The organism is Prauserella sp. PE36 (genome assembly GCF_003311655.1).
Taxonomy (GTDB): Bacteria; Actinomycetota; Actinomycetes; order Mycobacteriales; family Pseudonocardiaceae; genus Prauserella_A; species Prauserella_A endophytica.
Map to the genome: position 1 here is coordinate 127012 of NZ_QEQT01000082.1, position 19232 is coordinate 146243.

General features: G+C 72.0%; 17 protein-coding genes. 13 read left to right on the plus strand and 4 right to left on the minus strand.

The features are described from left to right. The first annotated feature begins 41 nt into the window (after positions 1-41). Genes DI005_RS23040 through DI005_RS23070 form a run of 7 tightly spaced genes read left to right on the plus strand, consistent with a single transcriptional unit; the run spans position 42 to position 7710 of the window. Complete coding sequence (locus DI005_RS23040; RefSeq protein WP_233520285.1) at positions 42-1976, plus strand: AMP-binding protein; 1935 nt, start codon at positions 42-44, stop codon at positions 1974-1976. Then, on the plus strand, positions 1973-3130 hold the full coding sequence (locus DI005_RS23045) for a thiolase family protein (RefSeq protein ID WP_113643499.1): 1158 nt from the start codon (positions 1973-1975) through the stop codon (positions 3128-3130). Before DI005_RS23040 ends, DI005_RS23045 begins: the two co-directional genes overlap by 4 nt. Then, a complete protein-coding gene (locus tag DI005_RS23050) occupies positions 3127-3534 on the plus strand; it encodes a Zn-ribbon domain-containing OB-fold protein (RefSeq protein ID WP_112273381.1) in 408 nt (135 codons plus the stop codon). The genes DI005_RS23045 and DI005_RS23050 overlap by 4 nt, the downstream gene beginning before the upstream one ends. Before the next feature lie 31 nt (positions 3535-3565). Then, positions 3566-4906 carry an MFS transporter gene (locus tag DI005_RS23055; protein ID WP_113643567.1) on the plus strand — a complete coding sequence of 447 codons (1341 nt, stop codon included), beginning with the start codon at positions 3566-3568 and terminating at the stop codon, positions 4904-4906. Then, positions 4896-6113 carry a nitrate/nitrite transporter gene (locus tag DI005_RS23060; RefSeq protein WP_112273380.1) on the plus strand — a complete coding sequence of 406 codons (1218 nt, stop codon included), beginning with the start codon at positions 4896-4898 and terminating at the stop codon, positions 6111-6113. Before DI005_RS23055 ends, DI005_RS23060 begins: the two co-directional genes overlap by 11 nt. Beyond that, positions 6110-6538, plus strand: a complete 429-nt coding sequence (locus tag DI005_RS23065) for a MaoC family dehydratase (RefSeq protein WP_112273379.1) — start codon at positions 6110-6112, stop codon at positions 6536-6538. Before DI005_RS23060 ends, DI005_RS23065 begins: the two co-directional genes overlap by 4 nt. Next, positions 6535-7710: an acetyl-CoA C-acyltransferase gene (locus DI005_RS23070; protein ID WP_112273378.1), complete on the plus strand. Its 1176-nt coding sequence runs from the start codon at positions 6535-6537 to the stop codon at positions 7708-7710. Before DI005_RS23065 ends, DI005_RS23070 begins: the two co-directional genes overlap by 4 nt. Before the next feature lie 34 nt (positions 7711-7744). Here DI005_RS23070 and DI005_RS23075 read toward each other — a convergent pair whose 3' ends face one another. From DI005_RS23075 to DI005_RS23085, 3 genes are read right to left on the minus strand one after another with little or no spacing between them, the layout of a single operon-like run. Then, positions 7745-9262 carry an aldehyde dehydrogenase gene (locus tag DI005_RS23075; RefSeq protein ID WP_199543143.1) on the minus strand — a complete coding sequence of 506 codons (1518 nt, stop codon included), beginning with the start codon at positions 9260-9262 and terminating at the stop codon, positions 7745-7747. Positions 9263-9285: 23 nt separating this feature from the next. After that, positions 9286-10287: an NAD(P)-dependent oxidoreductase gene (locus DI005_RS23080; protein ID WP_113643500.1), complete on the minus strand. Its 1002-nt coding sequence runs from the start codon at positions 10285-10287 to the stop codon at positions 9286-9288. Beyond that, on the minus strand, positions 10287-11831 hold the full coding sequence (locus DI005_RS23085; RefSeq protein ID WP_112273376.1) for an FGGY family carbohydrate kinase: 1545 nt from the start codon (positions 11829-11831) through the stop codon (positions 10287-10289). Before DI005_RS23085 ends, DI005_RS23080 begins: the two co-directional genes overlap by 1 nt. A gap of 187 nt (positions 11832-12018) precedes the next feature. Here DI005_RS23085 and DI005_RS23090 point away from each other — a divergent pair, with 187 nt between their 5' ends. The 6 genes from DI005_RS23090 to DI005_RS23115 all read left to right on the plus strand — a co-directional run bounded on the left by DI005_RS23090 (position 12019) and on the right by DI005_RS23115 (position 18450). Next, positions 12019-13320 carry an MFS transporter gene (locus DI005_RS23090; protein ID WP_112273375.1) on the plus strand — a complete coding sequence of 434 codons (1302 nt, stop codon included), beginning with the start codon at positions 12019-12021 and terminating at the stop codon, positions 13318-13320. After that, entirely contained in the window at positions 13317-14282 is a 966-nt protein-coding gene (locus DI005_RS23095; RefSeq protein WP_113643501.1) for a carbohydrate kinase family protein, read from the plus strand. The genes DI005_RS23090 and DI005_RS23095 overlap by 4 nt, the downstream gene beginning before the upstream one ends. Before the next feature lie 2 nt (positions 14283-14284). After that, a complete protein-coding gene (locus tag DI005_RS23100) occupies positions 14285-15049 on the plus strand; it encodes a glucose 1-dehydrogenase (protein ID WP_113643502.1) in 765 nt (254 codons plus the stop codon). A 94-nt stretch (positions 15050-15143) separates the two neighbouring features. Beyond that, positions 15144-16097, plus strand: a complete 954-nt coding sequence (locus tag DI005_RS23105) for a sugar-binding transcriptional regulator (protein ID WP_158303047.1) — start codon at positions 15144-15146, stop codon at positions 16095-16097. Then, positions 16097-16732, plus strand: a complete 636-nt coding sequence (locus tag DI005_RS23110) for a class II aldolase/adducin family protein (RefSeq protein WP_112273368.1) — start codon at positions 16097-16099, stop codon at positions 16730-16732. The genes DI005_RS23105 and DI005_RS23110 overlap by 1 nt, the downstream gene beginning before the upstream one ends. A gap of 158 nt (positions 16733-16890) precedes the next feature. Continuing rightward, entirely contained in the window at positions 16891-18450 is a 1560-nt protein-coding gene (locus tag DI005_RS23115) for an MFS transporter (RefSeq protein ID WP_113643503.1), read from the plus strand. Between the two features lie 19 nt (positions 18451-18469). Here the strand turns inward: DI005_RS23115 and DI005_RS23120 are convergent, their stop codons facing one another. Further along, positions 18470-19231 carry an SDR family NAD(P)-dependent oxidoreductase gene (locus tag DI005_RS23120; RefSeq protein WP_113643504.1) on the minus strand — a complete coding sequence of 254 codons (762 nt, stop codon included), beginning with the start codon at positions 19229-19231 and terminating at the stop codon, positions 18470-18472. Position 19232 lies beyond the last annotated feature (1 nt).

Consider the following 19232-nt stretch of genomic DNA (forward strand, 5'->3'; position numbering starts at 1 on the left):
TCCGTTGAACCCCAGGTCGAAGACGTCCTTCGGAGGTGTACGTGGCCGCGACGCCCGTGTGGGTGCCCGACGAGAAGACGGTGGCGCGAAGCCGTCTCGGCGAGTTCCTCGCCGTGACCGGCTGTGCGGATCCGCGAAGCCTGGACCACCGCGCCAGGGAGGACCCCGCGTGGTTCTGGGGTGAGGCGGCGCGCTGGCTGGGCGTGGAGTGGCAGCGTGAGCCGGACGCCGTCGTCGCCGGGCTGGACGAGCCGCACGCCACCCGCTGGTTCCCCGGCGGGGAGCTGAACATCGCGGACAACGCGGTCGACCGCTGGGTGCGCCGGGGCCGGGGCGCCGAGCCCGCGCTGCGCTGGGAGACCGAGGACGGCGAGCGCGGGTGCCTGACCTTCGCCCAGCTGGCGGCCGAGGTGGACCGCGTGGCCGCCGGCCTGCTGCGGCACGGCGTGGGCTTCGGGGACCGCGTGGGCATCCAGCTGCCCATGGTGCGGGAGGCCGTGGTCGCCTCGCTCGCCTGCGCCAAGATCGGTGCGATCACCGTGCTGCTGTTCTCCGGTTTCGGCGAGGCGGCCGTCGCGCAGCGCCTCGGCGACGCCGGAGCGGTCGCGCTCGTCTGCGCCGACGGCTTCCCCCGGCGGGGCAGAACCGTCGCGCTGCGCGAGGTGATCGCCAAGGTCGCGGAGCGCACCCCGAGCCTGCGTACGTGCGTCGTGGTCTCCTTGGCCGGAACGGAAGTGCCCGGGCCACGGCTGCCCGGCGAGGTCTCCTGGGACGCGCTGGGCACGGAACGCGCCGGGCCCGTGGAGGCCGCCCGCTGCGCGAGCACCCATCCGCTGATGATCGCGTACACGTCGGGCACGACGGGCGCGCCGAAGGGCATCATGCTCGGGCACGCCGGGTTCGCGGTGAAGGCGGGCGCCGACGCCGCGTGGTGCTTCGACGTCGGCGAGGGCGACGTCAGCGCGTGGATCACCGACCCGGGCTGGATCATGAGCCCGATCACCGTGTTCGGCGGGCTCGTCGCGGGCAGCGCGGTCGCGGTCTACGGCGGTGGTGTCGACTACCCGGATCACGGCCGGGTGTGGCGGTTCGCCGAGGGTGCGGGCGTGACCATGCTGGGTGTGTCGCCCACGCTCGTGCGAACGCTGGCCCGCGGTGGCGAGGAGGCGGTTCCGGAAGAGCCGGCGACGATCCGCGTGTTCGCCTCCAGCGGCGAGCCGTGGACCCCGGACGCGTTCTCCTGGCTGTTCGACCGGGCAGGCCGGGGTCGCGTCCCGATCATCAACTACTCCGGCGGCACCGAGGTGTCCGGTGCGATCCTGTCCAACACGACGCTGCAGCCGATCGTGTCGTGCGGGTTCGCGGGCCCGGTGCCGGGGATGGCGGCCGAGGTGGCCGGCCCGGGCGGTGAGCCGGTCACCGGCTCCGTCGGCGAGCTCGTGCTGCGCCGCCCCTCACCCGGCATGCCGCTGGGCTTCTGGGGACAGCCGGGACGCTACGAGCGGACCTACTGGTCGCACTGGCCTGGCACGTGGCTGCACGGGGACTTCGCCGAGGTCGACGCCGGGGGCGTCTGGTTCATCCGTGGCCGCAGCGACGACACCATGAACGTGGCGGGCAAGCGGCTCGGGCCCGCCGAGATCGAGCAGATCGCCGGTGAACATCCAGGGGTGAGCGAGTCGGCCGCGTTCGGCACGCCCGACCCGGTGAAGGGGGAGCGCGTCGTCGTGCTCGTCGTGCCCTCGGGCGAGGTGGCGCAGGACGGGCTGGCCGACGAGGTGAGCGCGCTGGTGCGCGAACGGCTCGGCGCCGCGCTGCGGCCGCACGCCGTGCACGTTGTGCCGAGCCTGCCGCGCACCCGCAGCGGCAAGATCCTGCGGCGCGTGATCCGCGCCGTGTATCTCGGGGAGCCTCCCGGCGATCTGTCCTCATTGGACAATCCGGAGTCGATCGACGTCGTGAAGGTGGTCCGATGAGCCTGCGTGGCGCCGCCGCGCTGGTCGGCGCGGCAGAGATCCCGCCTCGCCGCACCACACCCGGCATGAGCACATTGGACATGATCGCGAGCACTGCCGCCCTGGCCGTCGCCGACGCCGGAATGGAGCGGGCCGAGATCGATGGCCTGCTCGTCGGGCCGCAGGTGGGAGAGACGCCGCAGCACGTGCCCGCCACCGTCGCCGAGTACCTCGGGCTGGCGCCGACGTACGCGGACCTGGTCGACCTCGGTGGCGCCACCGGCGCGGGCATGGTGTGGCGGGCGGCGGCCGCCATCGCCGCGGGCATGTGCGAAACGGCGCTGTGCGTGCTCGGCAACGTGCGCACCGACGTGACACCGCGCTCGCCCAACCGCAACCCGATTCGCGAGTTCGACGTGCCCTACGGCGGCAGCGGCGCCAACCAGGCGTACGCGATGGTCGCCACCCGGCATTGCGCGGAGTTCGGCACGACGCCCGAACAGCTGGCGCTGGTGCCGGTGTTCGAGCGGGACAACGCCCGGCTGAACCCGGACGCGGTGTTCCACGGCAAGCCCATCACCGTCGACGACGTGCTCGCCTCACCGCTGGTGGTGTCGCCGCTTCGGCTGCTGGAGGTGGTCATGCCGTGTGGCGGCGGGGCCGCGGTGGTCGTCACCTCGGCAGCCCGCGCGCGGCGCGTTCCGCACCGGCCGGTGTGGCTGCGCGGCGCGGGGGAGAAGGTGACGCACCGCGCGCTGAGCCAGGCGCCCGAGCTCACCACCTCGCCGCTGGCGGCGGCGATCGGCGACGCTTACGCGATGGCCTCGGTGGGGCCTGACGACCTGGACCTGCTCTCGCTCTACGACTGCTACTCGATCATGCTCGCGGTCACGCTGGAGGACGCGGGGCTGTGCAAGAAGGGCGAGGTCGGTCCGTGGCTGGCCGACCAGGACTTCTCCCACACGGGCAACCTCCCCTGCAACCCGCACGGCGGCCAGCTCGCCTGTGGCCAGGCCGATCTGGCGGGCGGGATGGCGCACGTCGTCGAGGCCGTGCGCCAGCTGCGCGGCGTCGCGGGGGAGCGGCAGGTGCGCGACCCGGAGCTGGCGCTGGTGACGGGCAACGGCGCCACGATGAGCGAGGAGGTAGCGCTGGTGCTGGAGGCCGCGACATGACGATCGCCAAGCCCGGCCCCACGCCGGTTCCGTTGACCGAGCCGTTCTGGGCGGCCGCGCACCGGGGCGAGCTGCTGCTCCAGCGCTGCCGCGCGTGCGGCCACCACCAGCACTACCCCCGCGTGCTGTGCACCCGGTGCTGGCACCGTGAACTGGACTGGGTTCCTTCGGCCGGAAAGGGTCGCGTGTGGACGTTCACGATCGTGCACCGGCCCGGTCATCCCGCGTGGACGGACGACGTTCCCTACGCACTGGCCATCGTCGAGCTCGACGAGGGACCCCGGCTACTGACCAACATCGTCGGCATCGACCCCGCCGACGTCGCCGTCGGTCTCCCGGTCGTGGCGCGGTTCGCCGAACGCGGCGACAGCGCGATCGTCCAGTTCGGACCCGAGGAATCCTGACGACCTTCGTCTTCACAACGAGGTGATGACCATGAGCTCAACCGTCACAACCGCGACAGGCACCCGAGGCCGGTCCGCACGCAGGGTCGCGGTGGCCAGCTTCATCGGCACCGCGATCGAGTGGTACGACTTCTACCTCTACGGCACTGCCGCCGCACTCGTGTTCAACAAGCTGTTCTTCCCGTCGTTCTCGCCACTGGCCGGAACCCTGCTGGCGCTGTCCACCTACACGGCGGGGTTCGTCGCCCGGCCCCTCGGCGGCATCGTGATGGGTCACTTCGGGGACCGCATCGGGCGCAAATCCATGCTCGTGCTTTCGCTGCTGCTGATGGGCATCGCCACCGCCCTGATCGGCGTGCTGCCGACCTACGCCGTCGCCGGGATCTGGGCGCCACTGCTCCTGGTCGTGCTGCGGATGGTGCAGGGTTTCGGTGTCGGCGGCGAGTGGGGCGGCGCGGTGCTGATGGCCGTCGAGCACGCCCCCAAGCGCTCCCGGGGCTTCTTCGGCGCGTGGCCGCAGGTCGGCGTGCCCGCGGGGCTGCTGCTCGCCAACGGTGTCTTCATGACGCTGACCAACGCGCTCGGGGAGGACGCCTTCCTGCAGTGGGGCTGGCGGATCCCGTTCCTGCTGTCGGCGGTGCTGGTGCTCGTCGGGCTGTTCATCCGGTTGCAGGTCGAGGAGTCACCCGCCTTCACGGAGGTCGCCGACTCCGGCGAGGTGGACCGCAGGCCGTTGGTGACGTTGCTGCGCACCCAGTGGCGGGCCGTGCTGCTCGCGGCCGGGGTCAAGCTCGCCCAGAACTCGATCTTCTACATCTTCACCGTGTTCGTGCTCACCTACGCGACCACCGTGCTGGGACTGAGCCAGTCCGTCGCGCTCACCGGCGTCCTGATCAGCTCGGGGCTGAGCCTGGTCAGCCTGCTGTTCTTCGGCTGGCTGTCCGACCGGTACGGCAGGAAGCGGGTCTACCTGGCGGGCGCCGTGGTGTCGCTGCTGTTCTCGTTCCCGTTCTTCTGGATGCTCGACACCCGCTCGGCCGCGGTGATCTGGCTCGCGATGGTGATCGGCATGATCGGGCACGACATGATGTACGGTCCGCAGGCCGCGTACTTCAGCGAGCTGTTCGACGCCAGGGTGCGGTACAGCGGCGCATCCCTGGGCTACCAGCTGTCCTCGTTGATCGCGGGCGGGTTCTCGCCCGTCATCGCGGTGGCACTGCTCGGCGTGGCGGGCAACCATCACTGGCCCGTCGCGGCCTACATGATCGTGGTCGGGGTGATCAGTATCGTGGCGCTGGCCCTCGGCCCGGAGACCCATCGCGGCGACCGCCGCGAGCCACGGGAGACGAGCGGGAGCGTCGATGGCACGTGACCACCGGTACGTCCAGCTCGGCCTGATCGCCGCGATGCAGGTGTTCGGCCTCGCGGTGTGGTTCTCCGCGTCGGCCGTGGTGCCGACGTTGCGCGAGGTGTGGCGGATCGGTGACGCGCAGGCCGTGTGGCTGACGGCGTCGGTGCAGGTGGGGTTCGTGGCGGGCGCGATCACGTCGGCGGCGCTGAACCTGCCGGACCGGTTCCCTCCGCAGCGGGTCGCCGCGTGCTCGGCGCTCGGTGCGGCTCTGGCGACCGCGGCGGTGCCGGTGTTCGCGGACGGCTTCGGGGTCGCGGTCGTGCTACGGCTGTGCACGGGGTTCTTCCTGGCCGGTGTGTACCCGGTGGGGATGAAGCTGATGGCGTCATGGTTCGGCTCCACGGGCCGGGGGCTGGCGCTGGGCGTGCTGGTGGGGGCACTCACGCTCGGTTCCGCCCTGCCCCAGCTGCTCAAGGGCCTGGGCACGCTGCCGTGGCAGGGCGTGCTGGGCGCCGCGGCCGCGCTGGGCGCCGTCGCGGCCGTGCTCGCGGTGACGTTCGTCCGTCCGGGCCCGTACCTGTCTGGGGGCGCGGCCCGGCACCGCCCGAGGTACGCGCTGGAGATGTTCACCGAGCGCGGGCCGTTGCTGGCGAACCTGGGCTACTTCGGGCACATGTGGGAGCTGTACGCGCTGTGGACGTGGCTGCCGTCGTTCGTCGCGGCGGGCTCGCTGGCCGCCGACACGACCGCGGGACTCGTGGCGTTCGCGGCGATCGGCGTCGCCGGGTTCGCGGGCTGCCTGCTCGGCGGCTGGGCGGCCGACCGGTACGGCAGGGCCCGCGCGGCCGGGGTGGCGCTCGTGATCAGCGGTGCGTGCTGTGTGCTGTCCCCGCTGTTCTACGGGACGGCTCTGCCGGTGCTGCTCGTGCTGCTGGTGGTGTGGGGCGCGGCGGTGATCGCCGATTCGGGGGTGTTCTCCACCGCGCTCAGCGAGGTCGCAGACTCCCGCTACGTCGGCACCGCGCTGACGGCGCAGACGGCGATCGGGTTCCTGCTGACCGTGGTCACCATCAATCTCGTTCCCGTGCTGGCCGATCTCACCGGCTGGCGCTACGCGTTCCTCGTGCTCGCGCCAGGCCCCATCCTGGGTGCACTCGCCATGCGGGCACTCGGCGGCCGGGCGGCGTCCGCCTCCCGGCCCAACCAACCGATTGGAGAGACGACATGACCTCGTGCTGGCCCAACGGAGCGCCGTCGGCCGGAGACTCCGCGGAGCTGAGCAGGCTCGTCACGTCCCGGGACATCGAGTTGTTCACCGAGATCAGCGGCGACCGGAACCCGCTGCACTACGACGCCGAGGCAGCCGCGGCTTCGCGGTTCGGCGAGATCGTCGTCCAGGGCGGGATCACCAGCGCGATCCTCAACGCGGTCGTCGCCGAGAAGCTGCCCGGCCCCGGCACGGTGTTCCTCAACACCCAGTTCGACTTCTCCGCGCCCGTGCGGCCCGGTGACACGATCACCGGCCGCGTCGAGGTGACCGAGGCCCGTGAGGACAAGCCCATCACCAAGCTGAAGGTGAGCGTGACGCGGGACGACGGCACCGTCGCCCTTTCGGGCACCGCGGTCTGCTACACGATGGCGCTGGGGCGATGAACACCGTGTCCACACACCACGACCGGGTGCCGGTGCTCGCGGCCGCGGCACGCACCCCCATCGGCAAGTTCGGTGGCGCGCTCGCCGGGGTCGAAGCGCTCGACCTCGGTGCCACCGCCGTCGCGGGCGCCCTCGACCGCGCCGGCGGGCCGAAACCGGACTACGTCCTGCTCGGCAACGTCGTCCAGGCGGGCAACGGGCAGAACCCCGCCCGGCTCGCGGCGGCCCGCGCGGGCGTGCCGATCACGGTCCCGGCCATGACCCTCAACGACGTCTGCCTGGCCAGCATGAGCGCCGTGGGCTGGGCGGCCGCGCAGATCCGCACGGGCGAGATCGGCACGGCCGTCGTGGGCGGTTTCGACTCGATGTCGAGGGCGCCGCACGCGCTGCGGGTCCGTGGCTCGGGCAAGGTCGGTGACGCGACCATGGTCGACCTGCTCGTCCACGACGGCCTGTGGTGCGGTCTCGCGGAGAAGGGCATGGGTGAACTGTCCGATGCCGAGAACGAGCGGCTCGGCATCACCCGCTCAGCGCAGGACGAGTTCGCGGCGCACAGCCACCAGCGTGCCGCCGCGGCGACCGAGGAGGGGCTCCTGGCCGCGGAATGCGTGCCTGTCGCCGGTGTGCCGCTGGAGGCCGACGAGGGCATCCGCCCCGGCAGCTCGGCCGAAACGCTCGCGCGGCTGCGCCCGGCGTTCACCGGGGCGGGCACGATCACCGCGGCCAACGCCTCCCAGATGTCCGACGCGGGCGCGGCCGGCGTGCTGATGTCCCTGCGCGCGGCACGGGAACGTGGCCTCACGGGGCTGACCGAGGTCGTGGACCGGGCCGTGGTCGCCGGACCGGACCCCGCACTGCACCTGCGGCCGGCGGACGCCATCCAGGTGCTGCTCGAGCGAAACCGGCTCGCGGTGAGCGACATCGGCCGCTGGGAGATCAACGAGGCGTTCGCCGGTGTCGTGCTCGCGAGCACCCGGAAGCTCGGCATCGACCTCGACACGGTCAACGTCAACGGCGGCGCCATCGCGCTCGGCCACCCGCTCGGCGCCTCCGGCTTCCGGCTCGCGCAGACGCTGGCCGCGCAGCTTCCCCGTGCCGACGCCGAGTTCGGGATCGCTGCGATCTGCGGTGGGGGTGGGCAGGGGCAGGCCGTGTTGCTGCGCAGGCTCTAGCGCGAGCGCTGACGACGCTGCCCCTGCCTCGCCGTCACCGGGGCAGCGCGGTCCAGACGGACTTGGTCTCCAGATAGGACTCCAAATTGGCGTGGCCCATGTCGCGGCCGTAGCCCGAGGTCTTGTACCCGCCGAAGGGCACGGCCGCGTCGGTCGCGCCGTACATGTTGATGTAGACGGTGCCCGCCTGGAGCAGCTGCGCGAGCCGGTTGGCGCGGGTGATGTCCCGGGTCCAGATACCGGCCGCGAGGCCGTACGGCGAGTCGTTGGCGCGCCGGGCGATCTCGTCCAGGTCGTCGAACGGCTGCGCGACGACCACCGGGCCGAAGATCTCCTCGCGGACGGCGGGGAACGAGTCGTCGACACCGGTGAGCACGGTGGGGGAGACGAAGTAGCCGCCGGGATCGGTGCCCTCTGGCCGGTCGCTGCCCCCGGTGAGTGCCGTCGCTCCCATGTCGAGGGCCTGGTCGACGTAGCCACGGACCCGGTTGTGCTGTGTGCCGCTGATGAGCGGGCCGAGCGTGGTCGACTCCGCGAGGCCGTGCCCCACCACCAGCTCCGACGCCAGCTCGGCGACCCTGCCCACCACGTCGTCGAAGCGGCTGCGCTCGACGTAGAGCCGGGAGCCCGCCGAGCACGCCTGGCCCGCGTTGAAGAAGATCGCGTTCGCGGCGCCCCTGGCGGCCTCCTCGACGGGGCTGTCGGCGAAGACGATGTTGGGACTCTTGCCACCGAGCTCCAGGGTGACGCGCTTGACCTGCGCGGCGGCCCTGGCCGCGATCCGGGTGCCGACCCTGGTCGAACCGGTGAACGCGATCTTGTCCACCCCGGGGTGGTCGACGAGTGCCTCGCCGGCCTCGGTCCCGTAGCCGGTGACGATGTTGAGCACGCCGGGAGGGATCCCGGCCTCGAGCGCGAGCAGGCCGAAGCGCAGCGCGGTCAGCGGGGTGTCCTCGGCGGGCTTCAGGATGATCGTGCACCCGGCGGCGAGCGCGGGCGCGACCTTCCACATCGCCATGAGCAGCGGGTAGTTCCAGGGCACGATCTGGGCGACGACACCCACCGGCTCCCGCTCGGTGCGGACCATGACGTCGGGGACGGCCGGCTGGATGGTGTCGCCCTCGATCTTGCCCGCCCAGCCGGCGAAGTACTCCAGGTGCCGCACCGCGAGCGGCACGTCGACGGTGCGGGCCGCGGCGGCGACCTTGCCGCCGTCGAGGACCTCCAGCTCCACGATCTCCTCGGCGTGCTCGGCGAGCAGCTGGGCGAAGCGCGCGATCACGCGCCCTCGGTCCGGCGCGCTCATCCGGCGCCACGGCGCTGCGGGGTCGAACGCCGCGCGGGCCGCGCGCACCGCCCTGTCCACGTCCGCGGGGCCGCCGGCCGCCGCGGTGGCGATCCGCCTGCCGGTGGCCGGGTCGAGCACGTCGATGGTGCCGCCGTCGCGAGCGGGAACCAGCTCGCCGTCGATGAGCAGTCGTGGCGGGCCTGCCAGGAACCGCCGGGTGGCTTCGCTGACCCCGGCGGGCAGGGTGAGTTCGGTCGTGGTCACGTCGGGCTCCGTTCCGGGGTCGGTCAGGCGTTGGCGCGCAGGGCGGCCGCGTTGGCCACGGCGGGGATCTCCGCACCGGCACGCCACGCCCGCAGGGCCGCGGCGGCGAGCCGCGAGTGCTCGGCGATCACGTCGTCGGAGGCGCCGCCGATGTGCGGGGTGAGGGTCACGTTGGGCAGTGACAGCAAGGGATGGTCCTCGGGGATCGGCTCGGTCCAGAACACGTCGAGACCGGCTCCGGCGAGGTGCCCGCTGCGCAGTGCGTCGATCAGCGGCCGCTCCTCGACGACCGCGGCCCTGCCCGCGTTGATCAGATACGCGCCCTGGCGCATCGCGGCCAGCTGCTCGGCCCCGAGCAGCCCGATCGTGGACTCCATCAGCGGCACATGGACGCTCACGACGTCGGAGGCGGCGAGCAGTTCCTCCAGCGGCACGAGGCGGGCCTCGTGCCCGAACGTGTCCGCGGGCAGGTACGGGTCGTAGACGAGCACGTTCATGCCGAAGGCGCGAGCCCTGGCGAGCACCCGCCTGCCCACGGCCCCGCCGCCGAGGATGCCGAGGGTTCGGCCGTTGAGGCTGAGCCCTCGGAAGATCCGGTAGGGCTCGAACACGTCGTCACCGTGCCAGGAGCCCGCGCGCAGCCACGCCTCGGCGCGGGAGGTGTTGCGCAGCGCGGACAGCAGCAGCGAGAAGGTGAGGTCGGCGGTGACGTCGGCGTTGCGGCCGGGTGTGGTGGCCACCGGAACACCGCGCCGCCCGCACGCGTCCAGGTCGATGTTGACCGGTGCCGCGCGGCAGGACACCGCGAGCCGCAGGTTGCGCGCGATCGCCAGTGAGCGCTCGTCAAGCAGGTCCAGCTCGCACACGACGGCCTCGGCCGCGGCCAGCTCGTCGTCGAGCCCGGCGTCGGCGAGCGAGCGCCCGGTGTCAGAGGGCGGGGCCACGGTGACGTCGAACTCGGCCCGCAGCTCCTCGGCGACGTCCTGGTCGAAGGCGGCGGTCACGAGTACGCGCGGTCTGGTCATCAGGCGAGCTCCTTGTGGTTGTCGGACAGGGAAAGTCCGCCACCCGCCGTGCGGAGGGCGCGGAGATCGGGCCAGCGTGGGCGGAGGGCGTCGCGGACGGCCACGAACGTCGCGAACTGGGCGTCACAGACCTCGCGCACGCCGGGGTCGGGCCGGAACACGTCGAGCTCGCCGAGCAGGCGCGCGGCGGCCGTGGGCACGTCGATTCCCGACACCGCGGCGAGCGCGTGCGCGGCGACGCCGCGTGCGCCGAGCTCCCCGGCGGAGGCACGCTCGACGGTGCAGCCGGTGAAGTCGGCGAGGATCTGGCACAGCAGGCCGCTGGTGGCCGCGCCGCCGCACAGGCGCAGGGTCCCGCCGACGCCCAGCGCTTCCTGGCATTCGCGCAGGCTCAGCGCCAGCCCCTCGTACACGGCCCGTAGCAGCTGGGCGGGCGTCGTCTCCGTGGAAAGACCGAGCCAGCCCGCCGAGGCGTGCGGGTCGGTGAAGGGGGCGCGTTCGCCCGCCTGCGCCCCGTACGGCAGGTACAGCACGCCGCCCGCGCCCGGCGGCACGGTGCGCGCCTCGGCCTCGATCGCGTCCCAGCTCCGCGAACGCCTGCCGAGCAGGTCCCGTACCCAGTCGAGGTTCGGCGTTCCGGACATGGGGCACAGGCATTCGAGCACCTCGCCGTCCTGCCCGGTGGACAGGGTGATTCCGACGTCGGTGCGCACGTCGGCGGCCGTGGCGTGCACGGTGCCGAGGAACGCGGTGGTGCCGATGATGGCGTAGGCCTGGCCCGGTGTGCTGACGCCGAGTCCCACGCCGCCCGCCGCGGTGTCGACGAGGCCGGTGACCACGGGGATCCCGGCTGGCAGACCCAGCGCGGCCGCGGCGGCGTCCGTGAGCGGCCGGTGCGCGCCGGCCGGGACGATCGGTGGCAGCAGCGTCGCGAACCTCCGGTGCCCCAGCGCGTCGATCAGCTCTGCCGAATAGGCGCCGGTCGAGGTGTCCACATAGGTCCGGGATGCCTCGGAGGCGTCGGTGGCCAGCACACCCGTCATGCGCAGGCGGATCCAGTCCTTGCAGTTGGCCTGGTGGCGCGCATTGGCGAGCAGTTCCGGTCGCGTGGCCTCCAGCTCCTCCAGCAGCACCGGAAGCGCACCGGGGAACAGCGTCGAACCGGTGATGCGCCGGATCGCGGCCGCCCGGCCGTCGCGTTCCCACTCGCGCACCCGGTCGGCGGCCCTGCCGTCCAGCCAGAGGACCGCGGGCCCGGCCGGTTCGTGGTTCTCGTCGAGCAGCCACGCGCCGTCGCCCTGCCCGGTGACGCCCACGGCGACGACCTCGACCTCGCCCGCGGCATCGAGTGCCCGGCGCACGGTGTCGGTCACGGCGTGCCAGACGTCGTGCATGGACTGCTCTGCCCAGCCGGGGCCGGGCCGTTCCACGTGCACTGACGTCCGGGTGGTGGCGAGTTCCCTGCCCTCGGTGGTGAGCACGGTCGCCTTGACGGCCGTGGTGCCCGCGTCGATTCCGAGCACGGCGTGCCGGAGCTGGCTCATCTGCTCTCCATTGAACAATAGTTCATAGCTTTGTTCTACGGTTCACAACGTACGGCTCTGTCCCCGCTCGGTCAACCAGGCTCCGCGCGGGCTTGACAACCGGCGGTCCGGCGCGTCACTCTCCGACCGGACGTGCAAGGTGATGAACAATTGTTCAAGCGAGACTGGGCTCAAGGGAGAGTTCGCCATGGCAGACGCGACTGAGGAACCACGCACCGGCTTCGCGGGCTGGCTCGCGAGACAGGGAATCGTCCGCTCGCTGGCGTGGGGCTATCTCGCGCTGCTGCTCTTCATGGTCGGCGACGGGATCGAGCTCGGCTTCCTGGGGCCGTACCTGGAATCCCGCGGGTTCGGCGCCGCGGGCGTGGCCACGCTCATCAGCGTCTACGGCGTTGTCGTGGCGGTCGCGGCCTGGCTGGCCGGCGCGCTGGCGGAGGCGTGGGGCCCCCGGCGCGTGATGCTGATCGGGTTCGTGGTGTGGGCCGTCTTCGAAGTGGTCTTCCTGGCGTTCGGCGTCACGGCGGGCAACTACGAGGTCATGCTGGTGTCCTACGGGATCCGCGGCCTCGGATACCCGTTCTTCGCCTACGGGTTCCTCGTCTGGGTCACCATGGACACGCCCAAGGCCGTGATCGGCAGGGCGGTCGGGTGGTACTGGTTCGCCTCCACCGCCGGCCTCGGCGTGCTCAGCTCCTACTTCGCCGGCGCGGTCATTCCGGTCATCGGCGAACTGGCGACCATGTGGGTGTCGCTCGCCTTCGTCGTCGCGGGCGGGGTCATCGTGCTCTTCCTCGTGCGTGCGCGCCGCCACGAGGCCAAGGCCGGTGCGTGGACGAACCTGCGTCAGGTCGTACGCGGCCTGACGGTCGTGCGGGAACACCCCAAGGTCGGCATCGGCGGTGTCGTGCGCATCATCAATACCTTGTGCTTCTACGCCTTCCCGGTGTTCCTCGCCTCGCACATGGTCAACAACGTGGGGTTCTCGTTGCCGCAGTGGCAGACGATCTGGGGCACGATGCTCTTCGCCAACATCATCGGCAACGTCCTCGCGGGCTACCTCGGCGACAAGATCGGGCGGATCAACGTCGTCGCGTGGTTCGGCGGTCTCGGCTGCGTGATCACCGTGCTCGGGATGTACTACGTGCCCGAGTGGTTCGGCCCGAACTTCCCCGCGACCATCGCCGTGGCGATCCTGCTCGGCCTGGCCATGGCGGCCTACGTGCCGCTGAGCGCCATCGTGCCGCTGCTGGCGCCGCGGCAGAAGGCCGCGGCGGTGGCGATCCTGAACCTCGGCGCCGGGCTGAGCAACGCGACCGGCCCGCTGCTGGCCCGCGCCTTCCTCGGCCCGTTCGGCGTCGGCGGGATGATGTGGCTGCTCGCCGCGCTCTACGCCGTCGGCATCGTGCTCACCTTCCGGCTGCGGGAGCCCGGCGACCACGATGGCACCACGGAGGGGAAGGCAGGGCGCAGCGAGGTGGCCGCGCCGTGAGCGCCAACGACGTCGTCAGCATCGGCCTGCACATCGTCGACGTGCTCGGCAGGCCGGTCACCGAGATCCCGCCCGGACAGGGCATGCGCCGGATCGACGAGATCGCGATCACCGTCGCCGGGACCGCCGCCGCGACATCCGTCGGCCTCGCCCGGCTCGGGGTGCGCGTGGAGAGCGTGGGCGCGCTCGGAGAGGACTCGCTCGGCAGGTTCCTGCGGCAGAAGATGCTGGACGAGGGTGTCGGGTGCGCGTGGCTCACCGAACATTCCGGCGTTCCGACCTCGGCGACGATGCTGCCGATCCGGCCGGACGGCAGCCGTCCCGCACTGCACGTGGTGGGTGCGAACGCGGTTCTCGAGGCGGACCACGTGCCGTGGTCCGACATGGCGGAGACCAAGGTGCTCCACCTCGGCGGCACGTGCCTGCTGCCCGGGCTGGACGGTGAGCCGGCCGCACGCGTGCTGGAGCGGGCCAGGAACAACGGCCTGATCACCACCCTGGATCTGATCCCCACCGGCGACGCCACCGACCTCGATGCCCTGCTGCCCGCACTGCCCCATGTGGACTACGTGTTCCCCAGCTACGAGGACGCGCTCTCGCTGGCGGGCACCGATGACGGCGCCGAGGCGGCGAGGTTCTTCCTCGACGCTGGAGCTGGCTGCGTCGTCATCACCATGGGCGGCGACGGCGCCTGCCTGACCGCGCGCGGCCGCGGGGAGCTGCGCAGGCCCGCCTATGACGTCGACGTCGTCGACACGACGGGCTGTGGTGACGCGTTCGCGGCCGGGTTCATCACCGGGCTCGTCGAGGGCGCCTCGGAGGAGAGCGCGCTGGAACTCGGACTCGCGTGCGGCAGCCTCGTCGCGACCGGGCTCGGCTCCGACGCGGGCCTCACCGACCGCGCCGCGCTCACCCGGTTCATGGCGGCCACCCCACGGCGAGACAAGGAAAGGAGGGGCTGAGAATGCCCGACTTCGCACTGACCGGCAGGAAGGCGTTCGTCACCGGCGCGGGCCAGGGGATCGGCGAGGCGATCGCCCTTGCCTTCGCCGAGGCGGGAGCCGACGTCGCCTGCGTCGACAGGGACGGGACACTCGCCGAACGCACCGCCGAGGCGGTGGCCCGGCACGGCCGCCGGGCGATCGCGATCGCCGCCGACGTCACCGATTCCGATGCTGTTGAGGACGCCGTCCAGCGGACGGTCGCCGAGCTCGGTGGGCTGTCCGTCGCGTGCAACAACGCCGGGATCGCGATCGGCGACGTGCCCTCCGAGCGGCTCGATCCGGAGCACTGGCGCCGGGTCGTGGACGTCAACCTGACCGGCGTGTTCCTGTGCGCACAGGCCGAGGCCAGGGTCATGCTGCCGCGGGGCGGCGGCGCCATCCTCAACACGGCGTCGATGTCGGCGACCATCGCCAACCGGGGTCTGCTCCAGCCCAACTACAACGCCTCGAAGGCCGGCGTCGCCCACCTGACGAAGTCGCTGGCCGTCGAGTGGGCGGACAGGGGAGTCCGGGTCAACGCGATCTCGCCGGGATACACGCTCACGCCACTGACCGCGCGACCCGAGGTGGCGGAGCTGCGCGAGGCGTGGACGCGCGACATCCCACTTGGCCGCATGGCCACGGTGGACGACCTCACGGGCCCGGCGGTGTTCCTGTGCTCGGACGCCGCGCGCTACTGCACCGGGGTCGACCTGCTCGTGGACGGGGGTTTCACATGCTGGTGAAGGACGTCCGCGCCGGGCCGGTCGACGGGTCCCCCGGGGACGAGGCAAGATGAGTGTGAACCTACGCTCGGTTACCAGAACGGATGTTCAACTCATGGAGTCGCGAGAGCTGCACGGCCGCGTCGCGCGCCTGCACTACCAGCACGGCATGACCCACCAGGAGATCGGCGAGCTGCTCGGGCTCTCCCGGGTGAAGGTGACCCGGTTGCTCGCCGACGCGCGCCGCTCCGGCATCGTCGAGATCAGGATCCACAGCTCGGCCAGTCCGTTCGACGAGCTGGAGGCCGCGCTGGTCGGCAGGTTCGGGCTGCAGCAGGTCTGGATCGCGCCGAGTTTCGCCGACGAGCGGCGCACGGCCGACTCGGTGGGCATGACCGGAGCGCAGTGCCTGCGTGCGCTCGTGCCCACGTCCGGCACCGTCGCGGTGGGGCTGTCGTCCAGCGTCGCCGCGATCGTGCCGCACGTACACGCCGAGCCGGCGCCCGACCTCGGTTTCGTGCCGTTGGCCGGCAGCTGGGGCGGCATTTCCAGGGGCATGAACCCGCATGAGCTGGCGCTCAGGCTGGGCACGGCGTTCGGGGCGCGGACCTACCACCTGCCCGCGCCGATCCTGGCCTCGACGCCCGAGGCCGCCGCGGCGTTCCGCGCCGACCCCGGTGTGCGGGAGACCATGCAGCTGGCGGCGGGCGCCGACCTGCTGATCGCCGGGGTCGGCGGCATGGACCCGAGATCCGGCATCCTCATCGACGTGCTCGGCAGGTCCGAGCAGCGGCAGCTGGTCGCGAACGGCGCGGTCGGCGACATCTCCGCTCGCTTCTTCGACGCCGCCGGACACAGCGTCGGCGGGGAAGTGGACGAGCGCGTGGTCGGGCTCTCGCTGGATGAACTCACCGCGATCCCGCATCGCGTCGCGGTGTCCTTCGGCCCGCACAAGGTGCACGCGCTGGAGACCGCGCTGCGGACCGGGCTGATGAACATGGTGGTCACGGACGTCGACACCGCGAAGGCGCTCACCAAGGCGGCGTCCGACAACAGAAAGAGTGGGTAATGAAGAAGGCAACCACCGTCGGTGAGCTCGTCGAGCAGCTGATCGAGGTCGGCCGCATGGCCGTCGAGCGTGGTCTCGTGCTCGCCAGTGGAGGCAACCTGTCGGCCCGGCTGCCCGGTGCGGCCGAGTTCGTGGTGACCGCGTCGGGCACCTGGCTCGACCGGCTCGAGCCGGCGGACTTCAGCACGATGAACCTCGACGGTGAGGTGGTCGGCGGCAACCCCGCTCCGTCGAGCGAGTGGAAACTGCACCAGCGCACCTACCGGGTTCGCGACGACGTGAACTCCGTGATCCACATCCACCCGCAGCACGCGGTGCTGGTCGACGCACTCGGCCACCCGGTTCGGCTGTTCACTTTGGACCATGCCGTGTACGTGAAGTCGGTGGGGCGCACCGATTACTACCCCAACGGCTCGGACGAGCTGGCCGACACGGCGGCCGAGGAGGCCAAGGTCCACAACTGTGTGATCATGGGCAACCACGGCTGCTCGGCGCTGGGGGAGGACGTCGGCATGGCGTTCCGGCGGGCCATGAACCTCGAGGAGGCGGCGATCGCGACCTACCGGGCGCTCTGTCTCGGCGACACGGCGACCGCGTTCCCCGAGGAGGCCTACCGGTCGCTGCACCACGCCTGAGCGGCGGCCGTCGCTGTCGGGCACTCGCGCAACCGGGACGCCGTTGGCAGGTCAGGGCGTCCGCGACCCTCAGAACAGTTCTCCGGTGGATGTCGAAATCGCGTGGCCCCGTTCGACGAACGGGTGAGACGTGAAGACCGAGACCACGGAGCCGGGTGATGAGGGTGGAGACGAATGCGCTGGCGGGGCGCCGCGAGTGGACGGGGCTGGCCGTGCTGGCCCTGCCGACCCTGCTGTTGTCGCTGGACATGAGCGTGCTGCACCTCGCGGTGCCGCATCTCGCCGCTGACCTGCGGCCCAGCAGCAGCGAGCTGCTCTGGATCATCGACATCTACGGGTTCCTGATCGCCGGGTTCCTGGTCACCATGGGCACGCTGGGCGACCGGATCGGGCGGCGGAAGCTGCTCATGATCGGGGGCGCCGCGTTCGGCATGGCTTCGGTGGCGGCGGCGTTCGCGACCAGCCCGGCGATGCTCATCGGAGCGAGGGCCCTGCTGGGGATTGCCGGAGCGACCCTGATGCCTTCCACGTTGGCGCTGATCAGCAACATGTTCCCGGACCCGAAGCAGCGCGGCACCGCGATCGCCGTGTGGATGAGCTGCTTCATGGGTGGCATGGTGGCCGGGCCGCTCGTCGGCGGTCTGCTGCTGGAGGTGGCGTGGTGGGGCGCGGTCTTCCTCCTTGCCGTGCCGGTCATGGTGTTGCTGCTGGTCACCGCGCCCAAGTTGTTGCCGGAGTACCGCGACGAGCACGCCGGCAGGCTGGACCTGGTGAGCGTGGCGCTCTCGCTCGGCGCGATCCTGCCCGTCGTGTTCGCGCTGAAGGAGATCGCGAAGAGCGGGCCGGACGCGCGGAACCTGCTCGTGCTCGGGGCCGGTCTCGGTATCGGCACCGTGTTCGCCCGGCGTCAGCGGCGGTTGGCCGACCCGATGCTGGACCTGGGTCTCTTCCGCAACCGGACCTTCGCGGCGGCGCTGTGCATCATGCTCGTCGGCGCGGTCACGATGGGTGGCGTCTTCCTGCTGGTCAGCCAGTATCTTCAGCTGGTCGAAGGCTTGTCGGCGGCGCAGGCCGGTGTCGCGCTGGTGCCGCAGGCGATCGCCGTGGTGATCGGCTCGCTCGTCGCACCGCGGCTGGCCAGGCGGTTTCGTCCGGAGTTCGTGCTCGGCTTCGGCATGCTCGTGGCGGCCGTCGGGATCCTGCTGTTCACGCAGGCGAGCGCGGGCAACGGCGTCGTGCTGGTGGTGCTGGGCCTGTCGGTGGCCGGCTTCGGGATGGGCCCGCAGGGGGTGCTGTGCACCGAGATGGTGGTCGGCTCGGTGCCGCCGCGCAAGGCCGGGGCCGCCTCGGCGATGTCGGAGACCAGCGCCGAGTTCGGCATCGCCATGGGGATCGCGGTGTTCGGGAGCGTGGGCACGGCCGTCTACCGGCACGACGTGACCGTTCCCGACCAGCTCCCGGCCGGTGCGGCCACCGACGCCGCCGAAAGCCTGGCCGGCGCGGTCAACACGGCCGCCGGGCTCGACCACCAGGTCGCCGGGACGTTGCTGGCCTCGGCGCGGGAAGCCTTCACCAGCGGTTTGCACACCGTAGCGGTCATCGGCGCGGCCGTGGTCGTGGTCTTCGCGGTGGTCGGCATGTCCGCGTTGCGCAAGTCCGGCACCGCCCCGGCCGAGCCCGCTCCGGGCGTCGAGGACGAGGTGCTCGCCGCGCCGTGACGCGGCGAGCGGGTCCGGCTCAGGCGTGCGCGGTCGCGCCGTTGTCGAGCACGTAGGCCTGCCCGGTGACGAACGACGCCTCGTCGCTGACGAGGTGCGCGGCGACGGCTGCGACCTCCGCCGGCTCGCCCCACCGGCCCTGACGCTGCTCGATGTAGCCCGCGACGTCGGTGCCGAGTGCCTCGCCGAGAAACGGGGCGCTCGCGTCGGCGGCCCTGGTCCTGATCATCGCGGGCACGATCGCGTTGACGCGGATGCCGTCGGACCGCAGCTCCAGCGCCGCGGACCTGGTCACGGCCTCGACGGCGGCCTTCGACGCTGCGTAGGCGGCGATCCCCGGGCCCCCTCGCCGGCCCACGAGCGACGAGGTGTTGAGGATCGCGCCGCCTCCGCGCTCACGCATCGCGGGCACCGCGGCACGGATGCCGTGCAGCACGCCGCCGACGTTGACCGCGAACACGCGGTCCCAGTCGGACAGTTCGAGGTCGACGATGTGCCCGCGCGACCCGATGGCCGCGTTGTTGAACAGGATGTCGAGGCCGCCGAACTCGCCGACGGCGCGAAGGACCGCCGCGGAGACGTCGGCCTCGTTCGCCACGTCGCACCGGACGTCGAGCACGGCGTCGCCGAGCTCGTCGCTGAGTGAGCGAAGCCCCCGCTCCGAGACGTCGGCCAGCACCACCTTCGCTCCCTCGGCGACGAACCGGCGGGCGGCCGCCTGGCCGATGCCGTGGGCGGCACCGGTCACGATCGCGACCTTGTCTCTGAGTCGGGGGAACATC